14 protein-coding genes are annotated in these 17,610 nt (G+C 67.2%); 5 read left to right on the top strand and 9 right to left on the bottom strand.

Going from position 1 to position 17,610, the window contains the following annotated elements; genetic code table 11:
* Nucleotides 1-10 precede the first annotated feature (10 nt).
* Entirely contained in the window at nucleotides 11-280 is a 270-nt protein-coding gene (locus tag K0O64_RS11820; RefSeq protein WP_071945646.1) for an SHOCT domain-containing protein, read from the bottom strand.
* A gap of 134 nt (nucleotides 281-414) precedes the next feature.
* Between K0O64_RS11820 and K0O64_RS11815 the strand changes: the two genes are divergently transcribed.
* Together K0O64_RS11815 and K0O64_RS11810 are read left to right on the top strand one after the other, a co-directional pair.
* On the top strand, nucleotides 415-1,170 hold the full coding sequence (locus tag K0O64_RS11815; protein WP_071945648.1) for a response regulator: 756 nt from the start codon (nucleotides 415-417) through the stop codon (nucleotides 1,168-1,170).
* A 20-nt stretch (nucleotides 1,171-1,190) separates the two neighbouring features.
* A complete protein-coding gene (locus K0O64_RS11810) occupies nucleotides 1,191-2,306 on the top strand; it encodes a sensor histidine kinase (protein ID WP_071949923.1) in 1,116 nt (371 codons plus the stop codon).
* A gap of 15 nt (nucleotides 2,307-2,321) precedes the next feature.
* On the opposite strand, the gene K0O64_RS11805 is transcribed toward K0O64_RS11810, so the two are convergent.
* Both K0O64_RS11805 and K0O64_RS11800 read right to left on the bottom strand, forming a co-directional pair.
* Nucleotides 2,322-2,558 (bottom strand): ferredoxin, encoded by a 237-nt coding sequence (locus K0O64_RS11805; RefSeq protein ID WP_071949924.1) that lies wholly within the window; start codon nucleotides 2,556-2,558, stop codon nucleotides 2,322-2,324.
* Nucleotides 2,558-3,505, bottom strand: a complete 948-nt coding sequence (locus K0O64_RS11800; RefSeq protein WP_071945650.1) for an FAD:protein FMN transferase — start codon at nucleotides 3,503-3,505, stop codon at nucleotides 2,558-2,560. The genes K0O64_RS11805 and K0O64_RS11800 overlap by 1 nt, the downstream gene beginning before the upstream one ends.
* A 366-nt stretch (nucleotides 3,506-3,871) precedes the next feature.
* Here K0O64_RS11800 and K0O64_RS11795 point away from each other — a divergent pair, with 366 nt between their 5' ends.
* Nucleotides 3,872-4,792: an FkbM family methyltransferase gene (locus K0O64_RS11795; RefSeq protein ID WP_198044381.1), complete on the top strand. Its 921-nt coding sequence runs from the start codon at nucleotides 3,872-3,874 to the stop codon at nucleotides 4,790-4,792.
* On the opposite strand, the gene K0O64_RS11790 is transcribed toward K0O64_RS11795, so the two are convergent.
* Both K0O64_RS11790 and K0O64_RS11785 read right to left on the bottom strand, forming a co-directional pair.
* On the bottom strand, nucleotides 4,789-5,997 hold the full coding sequence (locus K0O64_RS11790) for a sensor histidine kinase (protein ID WP_225933694.1): 1,209 nt from the start codon (nucleotides 5,995-5,997) through the stop codon (nucleotides 4,789-4,791). The genes K0O64_RS11795 and K0O64_RS11790 overlap by 4 nt on opposite strands.
* Nucleotides 5,994-6,674: a response regulator transcription factor gene (locus tag K0O64_RS11785; protein WP_071945654.1), complete on the bottom strand. Its 681-nt coding sequence runs from the start codon at nucleotides 6,672-6,674 to the stop codon at nucleotides 5,994-5,996. The genes K0O64_RS11790 and K0O64_RS11785 overlap by 4 nt, the downstream gene beginning before the upstream one ends.
* 146 nt (nucleotides 6,675-6,820) lie before the next feature.
* Here K0O64_RS11785 and K0O64_RS11780 point away from each other — a divergent pair, with 146 nt between their 5' ends.
* Together K0O64_RS11780 and K0O64_RS11775 are read left to right on the top strand one after the other, a co-directional pair.
* A complete protein-coding gene (locus tag K0O64_RS11780) occupies nucleotides 6,821-9,205 on the top strand; it encodes a heavy metal translocating P-type ATPase (RefSeq protein ID WP_225933693.1) in 2,385 nt (794 codons plus the stop codon).
* A gap of 8 nt (nucleotides 9,206-9,213) precedes the next feature.
* Nucleotides 9,214-10,470 (top strand): MgtC/SapB family protein, encoded by a 1,257-nt coding sequence (locus K0O64_RS11775; RefSeq protein WP_071945656.1) that lies wholly within the window; start codon nucleotides 9,214-9,216, stop codon nucleotides 10,468-10,470.
* Nucleotides 10,471-10,665: 195 nt separating this feature from the next.
* Here the strand turns inward: K0O64_RS11775 and ctaD are convergent, their stop codons facing one another.
* Genes ctaD through fdh form a run of 4 tightly spaced genes read right to left on the bottom strand, consistent with a single transcriptional unit; the run spans nucleotide 10,666 to nucleotide 17,523 of the window.
* Nucleotides 10,666-12,411 carry an aa3-type cytochrome oxidase subunit I gene (ctaD, locus tag K0O64_RS11770; protein WP_071945658.1) on the bottom strand — a complete coding sequence of 582 codons (1,746 nt, stop codon included), beginning with the start codon at nucleotides 12,409-12,411 and terminating at the stop codon, nucleotides 10,666-10,668.
* The gene (nrfD, locus tag K0O64_RS11765; protein WP_071945660.1) at nucleotides 12,408-13,445 is read right to left on the bottom strand and encodes an NrfD/PsrC family molybdoenzyme membrane anchor subunit; all 1,038 of its coding nucleotides are present in this window, start codon (nucleotides 13,443-13,445) and stop codon (nucleotides 12,408-12,410) included. Before nrfD ends, ctaD begins: the two co-directional genes overlap by 4 nt.
* Nucleotides 13,442-14,347, bottom strand: coding sequence for a 4Fe-4S dicluster domain-containing protein (locus K0O64_RS11760; RefSeq protein ID WP_198044420.1), 906 nt, complete (start codon nucleotides 14,345-14,347; stop codon nucleotides 13,442-13,444). Before K0O64_RS11760 ends, nrfD begins: the two co-directional genes overlap by 4 nt.
* Before the next feature lie 5 nt (nucleotides 14,348-14,352).
* Nucleotides 14,353-17,523 (bottom strand): formate dehydrogenase, encoded by a 3,171-nt coding sequence (fdh, locus tag K0O64_RS11755; RefSeq protein ID WP_198044421.1) that lies wholly within the window; start codon nucleotides 17,521-17,523, stop codon nucleotides 14,353-14,355.
* Nucleotides 17,524-17,610: the final 87 nt, after the last annotated feature.

Raw genomic sequence — 17,610 nt, 5'->3', positions numbered from 1 at the left:
CCGCCGTCCCTCAGCGAGGTGCGTGGGCGCGCAGGACGGCAAGCCGTTGTTGATAGTCGGCCTCGTCGATCTCGCCGCGGGCGAACCGGGCAGCCAGGACCTGTTCCGGCGACTCCGGGTACGCCGGGTACCGCGGGTCGGGGCCCGGCTGGGACGACCCGGCAGAGAACCGCACCAGCGCAACAATTCCGGCGACGAGTAGAACCCAGAACAACACCATGCCGATGGCCATGCCCGCATACCCCCAACCGCTCATGCCGTGGTCGAACCAGAACATCATGGGAACCACTCCCTCCTCTGAGCTCCGGCGGTGTCAGCTTCCAGCCTGCCCCGGGCCGATGGGCGTTTGGTGTTGGTTCGGTAAAGATTGGCTCAAGGCCCCAACCCGGCGCAGCGGCGCGGCACGATGATGGCATGGATGTCAGATCGCAGGCGGCTCCGGACGGCGCTGACCAGGGCTATCGCGCGTTGGTGGTCGACGACGAGAAGCCGCTGGCCGACGTTGTCGCCAGCTACCTGGAGCGCGAGCACTTCGAGGTGACGGTGTGCCTGTCCGGCGTGGACGCGCTGAGCGTGGCAAGACAGGTCGACCCGGATGTGGTGGTGCTCGACCTCGGGCTGCCGGGCATCGACGGTCTCGAGGTGTGCCGGCAGCTGCGGACCTTCTCCGACGCCTACGTGGTGATGCTGACCGCCCGCGACACCGAGGTGGACACGATCGTCGGGCTGTCGGTGGGGGCCGACGACTACGTGACCAAACCGTTCAGCCCTCGGGAGTTGGTCGCCCGGATCCGGGCAATGCTGCGCAGGCCGCGCTCGGTGAGCGCTCCTGCCGCACCCCTGGGTGAACCACACACCGAGTCGCCGCCGCGGGTGTTCGGTCCGCTCTCCATCGATGTGTCGAGTCGCCAGGTACTGCTCGACGACACGCCGATCTCGTTGACACGCACGGAGTTCGACATCCTGGCCGCGTTGTCGTCGCGGCCAGGTGTGGTCTGGACCCGCCGTCAGCTGATCGACGCGGTCTGGGGCGAACCGTGGGTGGGTAACGACCACCTCGTCGACGTCCACGTCGGGCACGTGCGGCGCAAGCTCGGCGACAATCCCGCCGAGCCCAAGTTCGTGTTGACCGTGCGTGGCGTGGGCTACCGGATGGGAACCGGACAGTGAACACGCTCAGCGGATTCGGAATGCGCCGACGTCTGTTGCTGGCCCAGTGCGTGGTTCTGGCCGCCGCCGGGGTGACGACCTGGGTTGTCGCGTCCGCGGTCGGGCCCCCGTTGTTCCGGGAGCATCTCACCATGGCCGGCGTCGCTCACGGCTCCAATGAGCAGTACCACGCCGAACAGGCGTATCAACACGCCACGGCGCTGTCGATCGCGGTGGCCACCTCGGTGGCCGCCCTGACCGCGCTGATTGCCACCTTCTACCTCAGCCGCCGCTTGCAGCAATCGATCGCCGAAGTGTCCGGTGCGGCGGCGGCCGTGGCCGAGGGGCGCTACGACATCCGGGTGGCCCCGCCCCGACTGGGCCATGAGTTCGACGAACTGGCAACAGCTTTCAATCAGATGGCCGAACGGCTGCAGGCGGTGGAATCGAGTCGGCGGCAGTTGTTCGGCGACCTGGCCCACGAGATCCGCACACCGGTGTCGGTGCTGGAGGCATATCTAGAAGCCGTCGAAGACGGCGTGCGGACGCTTGACCAGCCCACTATCGCGATGCTGCGTGAGCAGACCGGCCGGTTGGTGCGATTCTCGGCCGACGTCGCAGCCCTGGCCCAGGCCGAGGAGGCACACGCCACCATCACCCCGGCCTGGGTCGACGCCGCCGAGATCGTCAGATCGGTCCGCGACACGGCGGCCGATCGCTACGCCGCCAAGAACGTCGCCCTGAACATCCACGTGGACGATGGAATTCGCCTGTGCGCGGATCGGCAACGGGTGGCGCAGGTGTTGGGAAATCTGATCGACAATGCACTGCGCCACACGGCCTCCGGCGGGCACGTCACCGTCACCGCGAGCCGGGTCGCCGCCGAGGTGGTCTTCGGCGTCACCGACGACGGCGAAGGTATCGCCGCCGAGCATCTGCCGCATGTCTTCGACCGCTTCTACCGGATCGACTACGCACGTGACCGTCAGCGAGGAGGCTCCGGGATCGGATTGGCGATCGCCAAAGCGCTCACCGAAGCCCACGGCGGGCGCATCAGCGTGGCCAGCCGTGGAGCGGGCCACGGCTCCGTCTTCACGGTGACGCTGCCGATAGTGCCTACGGTCGCAACGCACGACGGCCGGACCGTCGACATGTGACTCGTCGCCGTCGGGTCAGTCATCCTCGAGCAGCGTCAGCGCCAACCGTGGGCAGCGCGCGACGGCGCGTCGCGCGTACTTCACCGAGCGGTCCGGCACCGACGGTTCCCGCGAGTTGTCACGGGACCTCGGGTATCCCCATTCGTCACGGCCCAATAGCTCCGGCAGAAGTTCGCTGCACAGTCCGCGTCCGTCGCAGCGTGTCCAATCGATGTGCAAGCGCAGCGTTGTCGTCGCCGTCCGGGTTCCCATCATCGCCGCCTGTTCGCATCGTCGGCCGGCCACCCGCCAATGGTGTGCACCAGCCGGTCACGGTCTACCAGCCGGGCGGGAAGGCGCTGCGCCCGTATCCAGTCGAGGGCCCGCCATCCGCGGATCACCGCAGCGGTGCTCACCGTGTTGGCCGCCAGACAACTCCGCGCCACGACGCTCACCGTGCGCCACACCGGTTCCGCGGACCAGCCGGTCTTCGGGTCGACGATGTGGTGCACCGCCTGCTGGCCGCGCCGCCAGCTGCGGCGCAGGGTGCTCGAGGTGGCCAGCGCCCACCCGGACTCCAGCGCGACCATAGCCGACGGTTCGTCGTCGCCGTCGCAGACGAGCACCTGCCAGCCCTCGGTGGGTGCCTGCCCGGCCGTGGCGATATCACCGCCGAGATTGACCAACACACCCGCGCCGGTGACGCGGTGCACCCGTGCGGCGCAGCGGTCGGCGGCGACGGCCTTGGCCGTCGAGCCGAGGTCGAGGACGACCCCACGGGGCACGCTGGCCACCCGCCCGGCGAGACCGATCATCTTCCAATCGGCCGATTGGGTGATCGACGATGCCAGGGGCACAGCGGAAGTCATGCCGGCGATGTCTCGGTCATACCCGAGCTCGATGAGCCTGGCGCCGATCGTCGGGTCCACGTCCCCATCGGTCTGCTGCGCCGCCAGGAGTGCCGCACCCAGCAATTCGGCGAGTAACTCACTGACCTCCGTGGGCCGGCCACGCTCTGCGAGCGCATTGATCTCCGAATCGGGGTTGAACCGCGATGCGGCCAGCTCGATGGCGTCGAGTTCGGAATCCACGGTGCACCGCGCGGTCCCGAGCACGTCGGGGTCGGTGACGATGATCTGCATGTCCATCGTCCAACGCTGCCAATGGCTTTCCGCGGTGGGCAGGTCACGTCCGGCGGCCCGCGTCTCGGCAGCGATCATGATCCGGCTGAGTCCATGAATCGAATGGTCACACCCGAAACTTTGAATTCTCGAAGAATTCACCCCGCCCCCACTGTGGACGCGTGATTGCCGCCGCAGGCACTGCTGGCAACATGCTGGGCGGACGACGGGAGTTGACTGCCAATCACGTCGTGAATCTGGTTGAGAATCTGTCGTTTTGGCGATACCTCGCAGTTTCGGTCCGTCGCCGCCGCGGCCTGAGCTGCTCGTCTTTGTTGGCTCAAAGAAGCTGACATCAGCTTGTAACGCATGGTTTCGACCCGTTCACACCTAGAGCCGATGGTCGTCGCGACAGCATGTGGTCTACGCACAGTGGTGCGTCGACTGAGTACCCGAAAGGACAGAGTGTCCCTCGCTGAGAAGGTGTTACGGGCCGCGCTGCTCGTCCCCGTCTTCGCGGCGCTGTCTCTGGTGCTTCGGGCCCATGACCGGCTGGGCCGGGCCCTGGCGTTGCCGGGACACACCGGCTTCGGCGCGGTGCTGACGTGCCGCCTACCGGATCTCATTGCCACCTACATCTGGGTCTTCCAGGAGTGGGAACCGGACTTGACCCGGTTCATCGCAAGCAGACTCGGCGACGGCGACGTTTTCGTCGACGTCGGTGCGAACATCGGCTACTACTCGCTGCTCGCGGCCGGTCCGGTTGGAGTTGGTGGCCGGGTCGTGGCCGTCGAGGCGTCCCCGACGATGTTCAGCGATCTGCACCACAACGTTGTGGTCAATGAGCACGGGGATCGCATTCGAGAGGTGAACATGGCGGCCGCCGCAAAGACCGGAACGCTGACCGTCTTCACCGGTCCGCGGCACAACGCCGGTATGACGACCACGCTATCGTCTCGTGGCCTGCATGCCGAGTCGACGGTCGAGGCCAAGCCGCTCGAGGAGATTCTGACGTTCCAGGAGATCACCTCGGCGCGGCTGATCAAGATCGACGTGGAGGGCGCCGAGCCCGATGTTCTGGCGGGAATGCGCAACCTCATCGGCACACTGCGCGACGATGCCGAGATCGTGGTGGAACTTTCGCCTCAGTGGTGGCCGGACCGGCTGCTCACACCGGCCGACGTGCTCCGGCCGTTCGTCGAGGCCGGTTTCAATGTGTACGCCATGGCCAACAGTTACGCCGCGTGGCGCTACCTCTGGCCCAACGATGTACGCGACGCCATCCGAGTACGCGAGCCGCTCACCACGCGGGCATCACGACTCGACCTCGTCTTGTCGCGTCACGACGGCGATCGCCTCCCGATCGACGGCCGCCGGAGTCGCTAGTCGCGTTGTGCGGCAGGCAGACTCAGCGTGAAGGTCGACCCCACGCCGGGTGTCGACTCGACCGACACCTCTCCACCGTGGGCGTGGGCGATCTCGCGCACCAAGGCCAACCCGATGCCATAGGACTGCCTGCCTGCCCGGGTGGTGTGCTCGGCGCCGCGCGCGAAGCGGGTGAACAGAGTCGCCATGGTGTCGGCGTCGATTCCGACACCGTCATCGGCGATCTCGGCCCGGATCATCGGACCCTGCCGGCTCAGCCGCATCTCGACCACGCCACCGGAATGTTCGTGACCGAGGGCATTGTCCACCAGCGCGGTGAACGCACGACGGAGCGCAGCGCGGGACCCGATGACATCGAATGAGTCTGGCTCGTCCGGTATTTCGAAGCGCAGAGTCACGCCAAGGGCTTCGGCATACGGCGCCAGGCTGTGCTGCACATCGGCCGCCACCGACGCCAGATCGACCCGGTCGCGGGGCGTGTCACCGGCCGTCATCGTCGCCGACGCGAGCAGGTCGTCGACGATATCGCTCAGCGCCCGGGTATCGGCGACAAGGGCGTCGGCCTCCGCACGAATCGCCTCGCCGTCGGCACTGCCGGCCCGCCTTGCCAGCAGCTGGGCTCGGGTGTGCAGCACGGTCAGCGGAGCCCTCAACTCGTGCGAGGCGTCGGCGACAAACCGCCGCTGCAGCGCCAGAGCCTGGGCCAGCGGACGCACCGAACGGCGGGTGAACAACACCACCACCGCGACCGATGCCAGGATGCCGGCCAACTCGGCGAACGCCACCGACATCAGCAGACGGTTGCGGCCCGTGTGGAAGGGGGCCAGATCCATCATCGCGACCACGCGACCCTCGGGCCGATCCACAACCAATGCGCGGTAGTGGCGCCCGTCGCTGTGGATGTCGCCGAATCCCGTTCCTCCGGACAGCAGCGCCACACCGGGTTGCCCGCCGTCACTGGTCGACACCGCACCGTTGTTGTCGCGCAACGCAAGTTCCATGTCGGGTGGCGGGTCATTGGCGTCGTCGGCCGACATGGCCAATGTCTGCAATTCGGCGTCGATCTGACGATTCTGCGCACGGACATACACCGTGAACACCACCCCGCCGACCACCAGCAGCACCAGGGCAAGGGCGACCGAAGCCTGGATCGCGGCGATCCGGCCCGCCCGCCGCACCACGGCGAGATCCCCAGCGGGGGTCATTCGAGCCCGAACCGATAGCCGGCACCGTGCACCGTGCGGATCACCTGCTTGCCGAGTTTGCGTCGCAGATAGTGGACGTAAAGATCGACCGCCCCGCCGGACTCGACGCCCTCGAACACCGAATCGAGTAACTGGGCCCGGCTGAACACCCGCTTGGGTGCGGCCATCAACGTCGCGAGCAGCGAGGCTTCCCGCTCGGACAACTCCACCTCACCGTGGTCGACTGCCGCACCGGTCACCCGGCGGGTCACCCGGTCCAGCCGCAAGCCGCCGGCCGCGACGACGGTCGCGGAGTTGTCGATGCGCCGCAGCAGCGCCCGCACCCGGGCCAGCAATTCGGCGACCTCGAAGGGCTTGACCAGGTAATCCTGCGCACCCGCATCGAGGCCTTCGACGCGGTCCTCCACCGCGCCGCGCGCCGTGAGGATCAGGGCGGGCGTCGCGACCCCCTTGGATCTCAGTAGCGCGATCAGGTCCGAGCCGTCCATCACCGGCAGCCCGCGATCCACGATGAGGGCGTCGTAGCGGCCCGTCAGGCCGCGGTGCAGGCCCTGCTGCCCGTCGTACGCGGTATCGACGTGGTACCCCTCGTCGGTGAGCAACTCGGCCAGCATCGCGCTCAGCGCGTGGTCATCCTCGACGACCAGAACCGCGGGGGTGACGTTGGGCGTGGGCACTCAGCGAGAGTGCCACGCGGCGCGACACATCGCCGCCGAACACGCCTTCTTCCGGCCTTTTCCGGGCGTCAAAGTAAATGACCTTGTCCTCTTAACGCAGGATGCGAATGTCACGACGATGACAACAGGACCGTCGAGGAGGGCGCGTGATCGAGGGTGTGGTGCCCAACCCACCGTGGTGGCTGCGGGTGCGGCCGCTTGTCGAACCGGTTCTGTTGGCCGTGACGGCGGCGGCGTTGCTCCTGGGCGGCATCGCCTGGCTTGCCGGCTGGCGCGACGTCGCCGTCAGTTGTTGGATCGCCGGGACGTTGTCCGCGGTGGTGCCTGCACTGGCCTGGGTGGTCCACTCGCTGTACCGGGGCCGCGCCGGGGTCGACCTGCTGGCGGTGCTGTCGCTGGTGGGCACGCTCTGGGTGGGCGAATACCTGGCCGGTGCGCTGATCGCGGTGATGCTGTCCACCGGCCGCTTTCTGGACGCGGCAGCGCAACGACGAGCCTCGAAGGATCTGCGTGCCCTGCTGACGCGTGCGCCGCGCTTCGCGCGCCGAAAGACCGGTGCCGCAGTCACTGTCGTCCCACTGGCCGACGTCGCGATCGGTGACGTGCTGGTGGTCGGGCCCGGCGAGGTGGTGCCGGTGGACGGACGGATCGAGGGCGCCGCGGCGGTGCTCGACGAGTCGGTCCTGACCGGTGAGCCCTTGAACGTCGAGCGGGCAGTCGGCGAGCCGGTGCGCAGTGGTGTGGTGAACGCCGCCACGGCCTTCGACATCCGCGCGACGGCCACTGCCGACGACAGCACCTACGCCGGCATCGTGCGGTTGGCACAGCAGGCCGGCTCCGAAAGTGCGCCCATTGTTCGGCTGGCGGACCGATATGCGGCGGCCTTCTTGCCGGTGGCCCTGGTGGTGGCGGGCATCGCGGGCTTGGCCAGCGGATCGTGGACCCGGGCGGTGGCGGTGCTGGTGGTGGCGACGCCCTGTCCCCTATTGCTCGCCGCGCCGGTGGCGATCGTGTCGGGCTTATCGCGGGCGTCGCGCCACGGTGTCGTGGTCCGCAGCGGCGGCGCACTCGAAAACCTCGGTCACGCAGAGACGTTAGTGATGGACAAGACGGGCACCCTCACCGCAGGTCGTCCCGTCGTGGTTGACGTGCTCCCTGCCCCTGGGCACGATCGCAGGGACGTTCTGCGGCTCGCCGCATCCGTCGATCAGATGTCTCCCCACGTGCTGGCCGAGGCGATCGTCACCGAAGCGCTTGCGCAGAACATCCCGCTGTCGTTGCCCGTCAACATGATCGAGCATCCGGGACGAGGCGTCGTCGCCACCGTCGACGGTGCCCAGGTTTCGGTGGGCAAACCCCCGGCCGCTGCACCGGACGCCGGGTGGGCCCGTGCGGCCGTCAATCGCGCGAGCCTCGACACGGCCGCGATCGCATGGGTGGCTGTCGACGGGCGGGTGATCGGCGCGGTGCTGTTACGAGATCCCCTGCGCCGCAGCGCTCCCCGAACCATGCGGCGGTTGCGTGCGGCCGGCTTTACCCGATTGGTCATGCTCACCGGGGACCGGGCAGCGCCCGCGCGCGAAGTGGCCACTGTGCTTGGTCTCGACGAGGTGTACGCGGATCAGAGCCCGGCGGACAAGGTCACCGCCGTACGCGCCGAACGGGAGAAGGCCGTGACGGTCATGGTGGGCGACGGCGTCAACGACGCCCCCGCACTGGCCGCTGCCAGCGTCGGGGTCGCGATCGGCGCGCGCGGGGCCACCGCGTCCTCGGAAGCCGCCGATATCGTGTTGACCACCGATCAATTGGACCGGCTTGCCGACGCGATGGACATCGCCCGGTGGTCGCGGCACATCGCGGTGCAGAGCGCGGTGGTCGGAATGACCTTGTCGTTACTCGCGATGGGCGTCGCCGCCTTCGGCTGGCTGCCGCCCGCACTGGGAGCGCTGCTGCAGGAAGCCATTGATGTCGCAGTGATTCTGAACGCACTACGTGCGCTGCGCAGCGATCCGACGACCGGACTCCGCCTGCCCCGCGATACTGAGGAGATGCTGCGCCGATTCGATGTCGAGCACGACGCGTTGCGCGATGCGCTGTCGCTGCTTCGCGATGCCGCCGATCAACTCGCGGCCGATACCGGTGAATCAGCGATCGGCGCGCTCGCCGATGCCTACCGCTTCCTCACCGAGAAGCTGTTGCCGCACGAGGACCGCGAACAGAACGAGCTCTATCCCGCGCTGGCCACACCGTTGGGCAGTGGTGAAGCCACCGCGACCATGAGCAGGACCCACGCCGAGATCCATCGACTGACCGACCGGATCGGCAATCATCTCGACTTGTCCCGCTCCGTCGGAGAGGTCCAGCCTGATCAGATCGACGACTTGCGCGCCTGCCTGTACGGACTTCATGCCTTGCTGCGCCTGCATTTCCTGCAAGAAGAAGAGAACTACTTCACCCTCGTCGCCCCGGATGCGGCCGGACCGGTCACCGACGACCGCGCGCGTCGCGATCAGCGCGGCATGCAGAGCTGATCTGAGCAGTGGACCTTCAGCAGATCGAGCCGTTCCTGGTGGCGCTGGCGATCGGACTGTTGCTCGGCTTCGAGCGCGAACGCAGCCACAGCCGCAAACTGCCGGCCGGTTCACGATCGTTCGCCCTGCTGTCACTTGTCGGTGCGGTGGCCGCCAGCTTCAACCTGTGGAGTGTCATCGCCGGAATGGTGTGCGTCGCAGCATTTTTGGCACTCGCATATCTGCGCACCAGCCAGCAGGACCCGGGGACCACCACCGAGATAGCCGCTTTCGCGGCGTATCTGCTCGGCGCACTCGCCTACACCAAGCCCGCGCTCGCCGTCGCCCTGGCCGTGATCGCGACGGTGTTGTTGTTGTCGAAGTCTCGCATTCACCGCTTCGCGCGCGAGATCATCAGCGAGATCGAACTCGAAGACGCCATCAAGTTCTTCGTGGTCGCGTTCGTCATCCTGCCGCTGCTCCCCGATCGCCCGATCGGCCCCTACGGTGTCCTGAACCCGGCAAAGGTGTGGCTGCTGGTCGTACTGCTCACCGGAATCGGCTGGATCGGCTACATCGGAGTTCGTGCGCTGGGCCCCCAGCGTGGCCTGCTCGTCACCGGCTTGGCCGGCGGGTTCGTCTCGGCCAGCGCGACAACGGCATCGATGGGTCGCGCCAGCCGGGGCGCAGTCGGGTATCGCGCCCCGCTGGCTGGAGCGCTGGTGGCCAGCGGCGCCACGTTCGTGCAGCTTCTGCTGGTGATCGGTGTCGTCGACGTCGAGGTGCTGCGCAGGCTGTGGCTGCCGGTCACCGCAGCGGGCGTCGTCTTGTTCGCGGTCGCATTCTTCGTCTACCGAAGCGCCGCCGCCGAACAACGCCGCGAGCCCGCACCGGACGACACCACCGGATCCACGCCGACCGCCCGACCGTTCGCGCTGCGGCCCGCTCTCATCCTGACCGCAGTCCTGACCGTCGCTCTGCTCATCGGCCGTTGGGGCGCCGCCGTGTTCGGACCGCAGGGCGCCATAATCGCCGCCTTCGCCGCCGGCCTTGCCGATGCCCACGCCGGCTCGGTCGCGGCGGCAAGCCTTGCCGCCAAAGGTGATATCACCGTCGACACGGCGCTGATAGCAATCGCGGCCGCGCTCGGATCCAATCTGCTCGTCAAGATCGTGCTGGCCTTCACCGCCGGCGGCCGGCGTTTCGGACTCGGGTTTCTGGCCGGCATCGCAGGCCCGGCGATCGTGTTCGGTGCGGCCCTGGCTGTCGTTGTGAACACCGGATGAGCTGTCAGGACTCGGCCGGCGGGACTGGCTAAGTCGACGCTGCTGTCTCAACGCTTGCGGCTGCAGCTGCCAGCCCGCCTACGCCAGGTGTAGCAGCCCCATCTCTCGCCTGTCGCGGTGCAGACGCTACGCGCTGACACCCGAGAAAACTGCCCCCGGCGTCAAATTTTCGCAAATTGGCTCACCCTCCGACCGTCAGCGTTTGGTGCCACCCACCGAACTGCCGACGGAATCCGCCGGGGCAGGATGTTCCTCAGGCTTCTTTGCGACGTGAGACTCCGTGCGCATCCGTTCGCGCATGTGCGGGTAGTGCAGCTCGAACGCCGGTCGCTCCGAACGGATCCGCGGCAGCTCGGTGAAGTTGTGCCGCGGCGGCGGGCACGACGTGGCCCACTCCAGCGAGTTACCGTACCCCCACGGATCGTCGACCGTCACCACCTCACCGTAGCGCCAACTGCGAAACACGTTCCACACGAACGGAATTACCGAAACACCCAGAATGAATGCACCGATGGTCGACACGATGTTCAGCGTCTCGAAGCCGTCGGACGGCAGGTAGTCGGCGTAGCGCCGCGGCATACCCTCATCACCCAGCCAGTGCTGCACCAGAAACGTGGTGTGAAAGCCGATGAACGTCAGCCAGAAGTGCAACTTGCCCAGGCGCTCGTCGAGCAGCCGGCCGGTCATCTTCGGGAACCAGAAGTAGATGCCAGCATAGGTGGCGAACACGATCGTGCCGAACAGCACGTAGTGAAAATGCGCGACGACGAAGTAACTGTCGGTCACGTGGAAGTCCAGCGGCGGGCTGGCCAGCAGCACACCCGACAGACCACCGAGCAAGAACGTCACCAGAAAGCCCAACGAAAACGCCATCGGCGTCTCGAAGGTCAGCCGGCCCTTCCACATCGTGCCGATCCAGTTGAAGAACTTGATCCCGGTCGGTATCGCGATCAGGAACGTCATGAACGAAAAGAACGGCAGGAGAACCGCTCCCGTCGCGAACATGTGATGGGCCCACACCGACACCGATAACACGGTGATTGCCCACGTCGCCAACACCAGGCCGTTGTAGCCGAACACCGGCTTGCGCGAGAACACCGGGAAGATCTCGGTCACGATGCCGAAGAACGGCAAGGCCACGATGTACACCTCGGGATGGCCGAAGAACCAGAACAGGTGTTGCCACAGGACGGCACCGCCGTTGGCGGGATCGTAGATGTGCGCACCCAGGTGGCGGTCGGCGAGAAGTCCGAACAAGGCGGCCGTCAACAGCGGAAACGCAAGCAGGATAAGCACGCTGGTGGCCAGGATGTTCCAGGTGAAGATCGGCATCCGGAACATCGTCATACCCGGGCATCGCATACACACGACTGTGGTGATCATGTTGACCGCGCCCAGGATCGTGCCCAGCCCGGAGGCGATGAGGCCCACCGCCCACAGGTCGCCGCCCGGCCCTGGCGAGTGCATCGCGTCGCTCAGTGGTGTGTAAGCCGTCCAGCCGAAGTCGGCGGCACCGCCGGGAACGATGAAGCCGGCAAGCACGATCAGACCGCCAAAGGCGAACAGCCAGAACGACAATGCATTCAGCCGCGGAAATGCGACATCCGGCGCGCCGATCTGCAACGGCAGCACCACGTTGGCGAACCCGAACACGATCGGCGTCGCGTACAGCAGGAGCATCATCGTGCCGTGAATGGTGAACAGCTGGTTGTACTGTTCGTTGGACAGGAACTGCAGCCCCGGAACCGCTAGCTCGCTGCGCATCAGCAGCGCCATCAGACCGCCGGTCATGAAGAAGCCGAACGAGGTCACCAGGTACATCTGACCGATCCGCTTCGGGTCGGTCGTGGCGATCAGGTCCACCACGGCCGCGCCCAGCGGGCGGCTGCGCGGCGGGAAGGGTCGGCTCGCGATGCCGGGCCGTGGAAGTGAGAGGGTCATGCCGACACGGTCCGCGTCTTCTGGTCGAGGCGTTCCCGTTGTGGGACAACGGTGTACTTCGGGTCGTGAGCCGAGGCCACCCCGGCATGGAAGATCGCGAACCGTGTGCACGCCGACCCCGCCAGTGCGGCGACGCCGGCCAGCACTGCGGCGCCTCGTGAGCGGTGGCCGGCGGCCGCGGCTGTGACCGCCGCGGTGAGCATGAGCGCTTTGGCCGCCTTGTCCAGCCGCCCGGCGGTGCCGGTGTGCAGCGCTTCGGCGGACAGGCCCATGCTGCGTGACATGATCTCGGACGCGGTGAGTTCGACGGCCGAGCCGATGATCACCGCCCGCCGGGCCGGCCCCGACTCACGCAGCGGCGCGGCCACCATGCCCAGCCCGCCGGCGGCCGCGGCCGCCGATCCGACGAACACGAACGGCATCTCACGATGACCGTCATGCCAGGCCGGCACCGCAGTATCGGCGATCAGCGCGGCGGTGTAGGACGCGACCGCGGGCCCGAGCAGTCCGGCGCCCACCGTCGCCACCCGGCCGGTACGTGGGAACAACCCGGTGACGGCGCACGCCGCCGCGACGCCGGCCTGCGGCCCGTAGGCCGACAGCACCCACGACCCGACGCTCATCGGCGAGCTCGGCTTGAACACCCGCAGCATGTTGACGAACCGGCCGGGCCGACCCAGATCGTGGACCAGCGCCACCAACGACGTCAGGATCGCCACGAGGGCAGCGAGTTTCGCGGGCATCGCCAGCCGTCGGCGTCCCGTCAACTCGGCCCCGGCCGCGAGTACCGACGATCCGCCGGCAAGTCCGCCGAGGAACAGGTAACCCGCGATGTCGAGTGCTGACCAGGTGGGTCCGTTGAGAATCGGTTTGCCGTAATAGGATTCGAACGTCGCGTCCGGCACCAGGGCCCGCTCGCCGCGCCGACCGCGCCTGCGCCGCCCCGGGACTCGCCCCGCCGCCCCGGTCACCGCTTCCCGGTCCGGCGGATCGGTGTAGTCGCGGCGGACGTCCGTCTCGTCGCTGGGACTCATCGCCGGCCGCCCAGGAACGTCGCACCCAACGCCGTCAGCATGCCGACCGCCGCGATCCCGACGTTGCGCCACATCTCCGGCAACGATCGCGTCGGCACCACCGGATCCGGCGGCAAGCCATAGACTTCCGGCTCGTCGAGCAAGAGGAAGAACGCGCCCGTCCCGCCGACTCCGTCGCCGGGATCCTCGCCGTAGAGCCGTGCGTCGGCGACTCCGGCGGTGTGCAACTGCTCGAGGCGGGCCTGCGCACGCTCCCGCAGCACGGACAGCTCGCCGAACTGGATCGAGTCGGTCGGGCAGGTCTTCGCACACGCCGGTTCCAGACCGTCGCCGATGCGGTCGTAACACATCGTGCACTTCCACACCCGTCCGTCACCGGCGCGCTGATCGATCACTCCGAACGGGCAGGCCGATACGCAATAGCCGCAGCCGTTGCAGATGTCTTCCTGTACCACCACGGTGCCGAATTCGGTGCGGAACAGCGCGCCGGTGGGACAGACATCCAGGCACCCCGCATGGGTGCAGTGTTTGCACACGTCCGACGACATCAGCCATCGGAACGCACTGGGCTCGGAAGTGGCTGTCTCCCCTGGCTTTTCCAGACCCGGCATGCCGAGGTCCACCCGGCCTGCCGTCTGCTGATTGCCCAGCGGTTTGCGTTGTTCGATGAACGCGACGTGACGCCAGGTATCCGCACCGAGGCCGACGCTGTTGTCATACGACATTCCGGTGAAGTCCAGGCCGTCGTCCGGCACGTGGTTCCATTCCTTGCACGCGACCTCACAGGCCTTACACCCGATACACACCGAGGTGTCGGTGAAGAACCCGTACCGGGGTTTCTCCTCCGGGTAACCGCCGTCGCCCGGCGGATCCCCCTGAGTCAGCATCTTGTCGAGATCCATATCGCTCACACCTCCGTCCCGGTCAGGTCGGTGATCCCGGCCCGCCGCTGGTAGTCGGTCACCAGGGCGTCGGCCGCCGCACCACGCGGGCGCCGTCCCGCACGGATGTCTGCGGTGAACGCCTTGACCTCTTGAATGTGCGAACTGGGATCGAGCACAATCGCCGACAGTTCGTTGGCGGCATCCCCGCTGCTGATCCCGTTGGGCCCCCAGTGGTAGGGCAGGCCGATCTGGTGAACAACTCTGTCGCCCAGCCGAAGCGGTGCGATCCGGTCGGTCACCAGGACCCGGGTTTCGATGACCCCGCGCGGGCTCACCAGGGTGGCCCAGCCGCCGTTGTGCAGTCCCCGTTCGGCGGCCAGTTCCGGGGATATCTCGCAAAACATCTCCGGCTGCAGCTCCGACAGGTAGGGCGACCACCGCGACATGCCGCCCGCCGTGAAGTGCTCCGTCAGCCGGTAGGTCGTCACCACATACGGGTAGACATCCGCGCCGTCATCCTCAGGCCCCGGCGTGTAGCGATTGTGCTTGTCGGGGAACGTGAATCGCACCGGATTGCGCTGCTGACCATAGAGCGCGTTGGCCACCGGCGAGTCCTGCGGCTCGTAATGCGCAGGCAACGGCCCGTCGACCACACCGGCCGGCGCGTACAGCCAGGCTTTGCCGTCGGCCTGCATGATGAACGGGTCGATACCGGACAGCGCCTCGATACCGCTGGCACCCTCGGGCGGACGGTAGTCCGGCGACTTGTCGACTTCGAAGTCGGGCACGTCGTACCCGGTCCACTTGCCCGCATCGGCATCCCACCAGACCAGCTTCTTGCGCTCGCTCCACGGTGTCCCGTCGGGTGCCGCCGACGCGCGGTTGTAGAGCAGTCGCCGGTTGGCCGGCCACGCCCATCCCCATTCCGGTGAGATCCAGTCCTGCTCGGTGTAGGGCTTGCGGCGCGCCGACTGGTTGACGCCCTCGGCATGGACCCCGCAGTAGATCCAGCACCCGCAGCGGGTGCTGCCGTCGTTGCGCAACTGGGTGTAGGCACTCAGTGGCTGTCCGTCGCTGTCGAAGCCGTTGATCTCGGCCAACACCGCGTCGGCATCGGGTTCGTCCAGTGCACCGACGGTGGGATAGTCCCACGTGAGGTCCAGGATCGGCCGGTTGCGCGGATCGGTTGAGCCGAACAGCCGTTGGCGGATGATCCGGCCCAGGTGGTACATGAACCACAGCTCGCTGCGGGCGTCCCCGGCCGGCTCGACGGCCTGCTCATGCCACTGCAGCATCCGGTTGGTGTTGGTGAAGCTGCCCGACTTCTCGGTGTGCGCGGCGGCCGGGAAGAAGAACACCTCGGTGGCCAGATCCTCGGTACGTAATTCGCCGGATTGGATCTCCGGGCCGTCCTTCCACCAGGTGGCACTCTCGATCAGCGAGAAGTCGCGCACCACAAGCCATTCCAGGTTCGCCATACCCAATCGCTGCATCTTGGCGTTCGCCGAACCGACCGCCGGATTCTCGCCGAGCAGGAAGTAGCCCTTGCACCGGCCGGCGATCTGCTCGAACACCGTGTCGTAGGTGCTGTGCGAGCCAGTCAGCCGCGGCAGGTAGTCGAAACAGAAATCGTTGTCCTCAGTGGCCGCATCGCCCCACCACGACTTGAGCAGGCTGACGAAGTAGGAGTCCATCTGCGACCAGAAGCCCTTGCGGGCGGCGTCGGCGTTGATGAATTCGGTGCGACTCTGCTGGTGCTCGGCGTACGGCATCGGCAGGTAACCGGGTAGCAGATTGAAAAGTGTTGGGATGTCGCTGGATCCCTGAATGCTCGCGTGGCCACGTAAAGCCTGGATGCCACCGCCGGGTCGGCCCATGTTGCCCAGCAACAGCTGCAGGATGCAGGCGGTGCGGATGTACTGCGACCCGGTGCTGTGCTGGGTCCAGCCGACGGCGTAGACGAATTCGCTGGTGCGCTCCGGCCCGGAATTCTCGGTCAGCGCGTCACAGACTCTGGCGAACACGTCCGGGGCGATCCCGCACACCTGCGCCACCATCTCGGGGGTGTAGCGGGCGTAGTGGCGCTTGAGGATCTGCAGCACGCAGCGCGGGTGTTGCAGCGTCTCGTCGCGCTGCGGCGTGCCCTCCATCGCGGCGCCACCCGAACCGTGCTGCTCGCCGCGCCCACTGGACCGGACGTCACCATTGGCGTGGCCACGTTTACCGGAGGCCGCCGCCACGCTCATGCCCTCGTACTGCCAGTCCTCGCTGTCGTAGTGCCGCTCCTCGGCGTCGAAACCGGCGAACAGACCGTCGAGATCGTCGGTGTCGGTGTACTTCTCGTCGACGATTGTGGCGGCGTTGGTGTATTTGACCACGAACTCGCGGAAGTACTTGTCCTGCGAGAGAACATGATTGATGATGCCGCCCAGGAAGGCGATATCGGATCCGGCGCGGATCGGCACATGCAGATCGGCCAGCGCGCTGGTCCGGGTGAACCGCGGGTCGACGTGGATGACCACCGCGCCGCGGGCCTTGGCCTCCATCACCCATTGGAAGCCGACCGGATGGCACTCGGCGAAATTCGAGCCTTCGATGACGATGCAGTCCGCGTGCGGAAGGTCCTGCAGGAAGGTGGTGGCCCCGCCGCGGCCGAACGAACTGCCCAGCCCGACAACGGTGGAACTGTGGCACACCCGCGCCTGGTTCTCGATCTGCACCACCCCGAGCGCCGTGAGCAGCTTCTTGATGAGGTAGTTCTCCTCGTTGTCCAGCGTCGCCCCGCCCAGGCTGGCGATGCCCATGGTGCGCGCGGTGCGCTTGCCGTCGACCTCCTCCTGCCAGGTCTCATCGCGGGTCGCAAGGATCCGGTCGACCACCATTTCCATGGCGGTGTCCAGATCGAGCGGTTGCCAGTCGGTGGCGTGCGGTGGCCGATACAGCACCTGGTGCAGTCGACCCTCACCGGTGGTCAGCTGGAGGCTCGCCGCTCCCTTCGGGCACAACCGGCCCCGGCTGACCGGGCTGTCCGGATTGCCTTCGATGTGGACGACCTTCTCGTCGCGGACATAGACGTGCTGCGCGCAGCCGACCGCGCAGTAAGGACACACCGAACTCACCACCCGGTCGGCGGTCGCGGTCCGGGGCTGCAGCGTCGCCGATCTGCGGGACTGCACGGCTGCCGCCTTGCCCATCGGATCCGATCCGGTGAACTGCCGGTACACCGGCCACTCTTCGATCCAACGCCGAATGCCCACGCAGCTCTCCGTCCACCCGCCCTA

The sequence above is a fragment of the Mycolicibacterium pallens genome, from assembly GCF_019456675.1.
GTDB lineage: Bacteria > Actinomycetota > Actinomycetes > Mycobacteriales > Mycobacteriaceae > Mycobacterium > Mycobacterium crocinum.
Note: the sequence above shows the minus strand (reverse complement) of the source record. Positions and strands in the feature narration are given on the sequence as shown.

Bases quoted from the DNA above. Each gene is read 5' to 3' on its own strand.
- K0O64_RS11820 (WP_071945646.1), bottom strand. From the start codon at position 280: ATGATGTTCTGGTTCGACCACGGCATGAGCGGTTGGGGGTATGCGGGC.
- K0O64_RS11815 (WP_071945648.1), top strand. From the start codon at position 415: ATGGATGTCAGATCGCAGGCGGCTCCGGACGGCGCTGACCAGGGCTAT.
- K0O64_RS11810 (WP_071949923.1), top strand. From the start codon at position 1,191: ATGCGCCGACGTCTGTTGCTGGCCCAGTGCGTGGTTCTGGCCGCCGCC.
- K0O64_RS11805 (WP_071949924.1), bottom strand. From the start codon at position 2,558: ATGGGAACCCGGACGGCGACGACAACGCTGCGCTTGCACATCGATTGG.
- K0O64_RS11800 (WP_071945650.1), bottom strand. From the start codon at position 3,505: ATGATCGCTGCCGAGACGCGGGCCGCCGGACGTGACCTGCCCACCGCG.
- K0O64_RS11790 (WP_225933694.1), bottom strand. From the start codon at position 5,997: ATGACCCCCGCTGGGGATCTCGCCGTGGTGCGGCGGGCGGGCCGGATC.
- ctaD (WP_071945658.1), bottom strand. From the start codon at position 12,411: ATGACCCTCTCACTTCCACGGCCCGGCATCGCGAGCCGACCCTTCCCG.
- nrfD (WP_071945660.1), bottom strand. From the start codon at position 13,445: ATGAGTCCCAGCGACGAGACGGACGTCCGCCGCGACTACACCGATCCG.
- K0O64_RS11760 (WP_198044420.1), bottom strand. From the start codon at position 14,347: ATGGATCTCGACAAGATGCTGACTCAGGGGGATCCGCCGGGCGACGGC.
- fdh (WP_198044421.1), bottom strand. From the start codon at position 17,523: ATGGGCAAGGCGGCAGCCGTGCAGTCCCGCAGATCGGCGACGCTGCAG.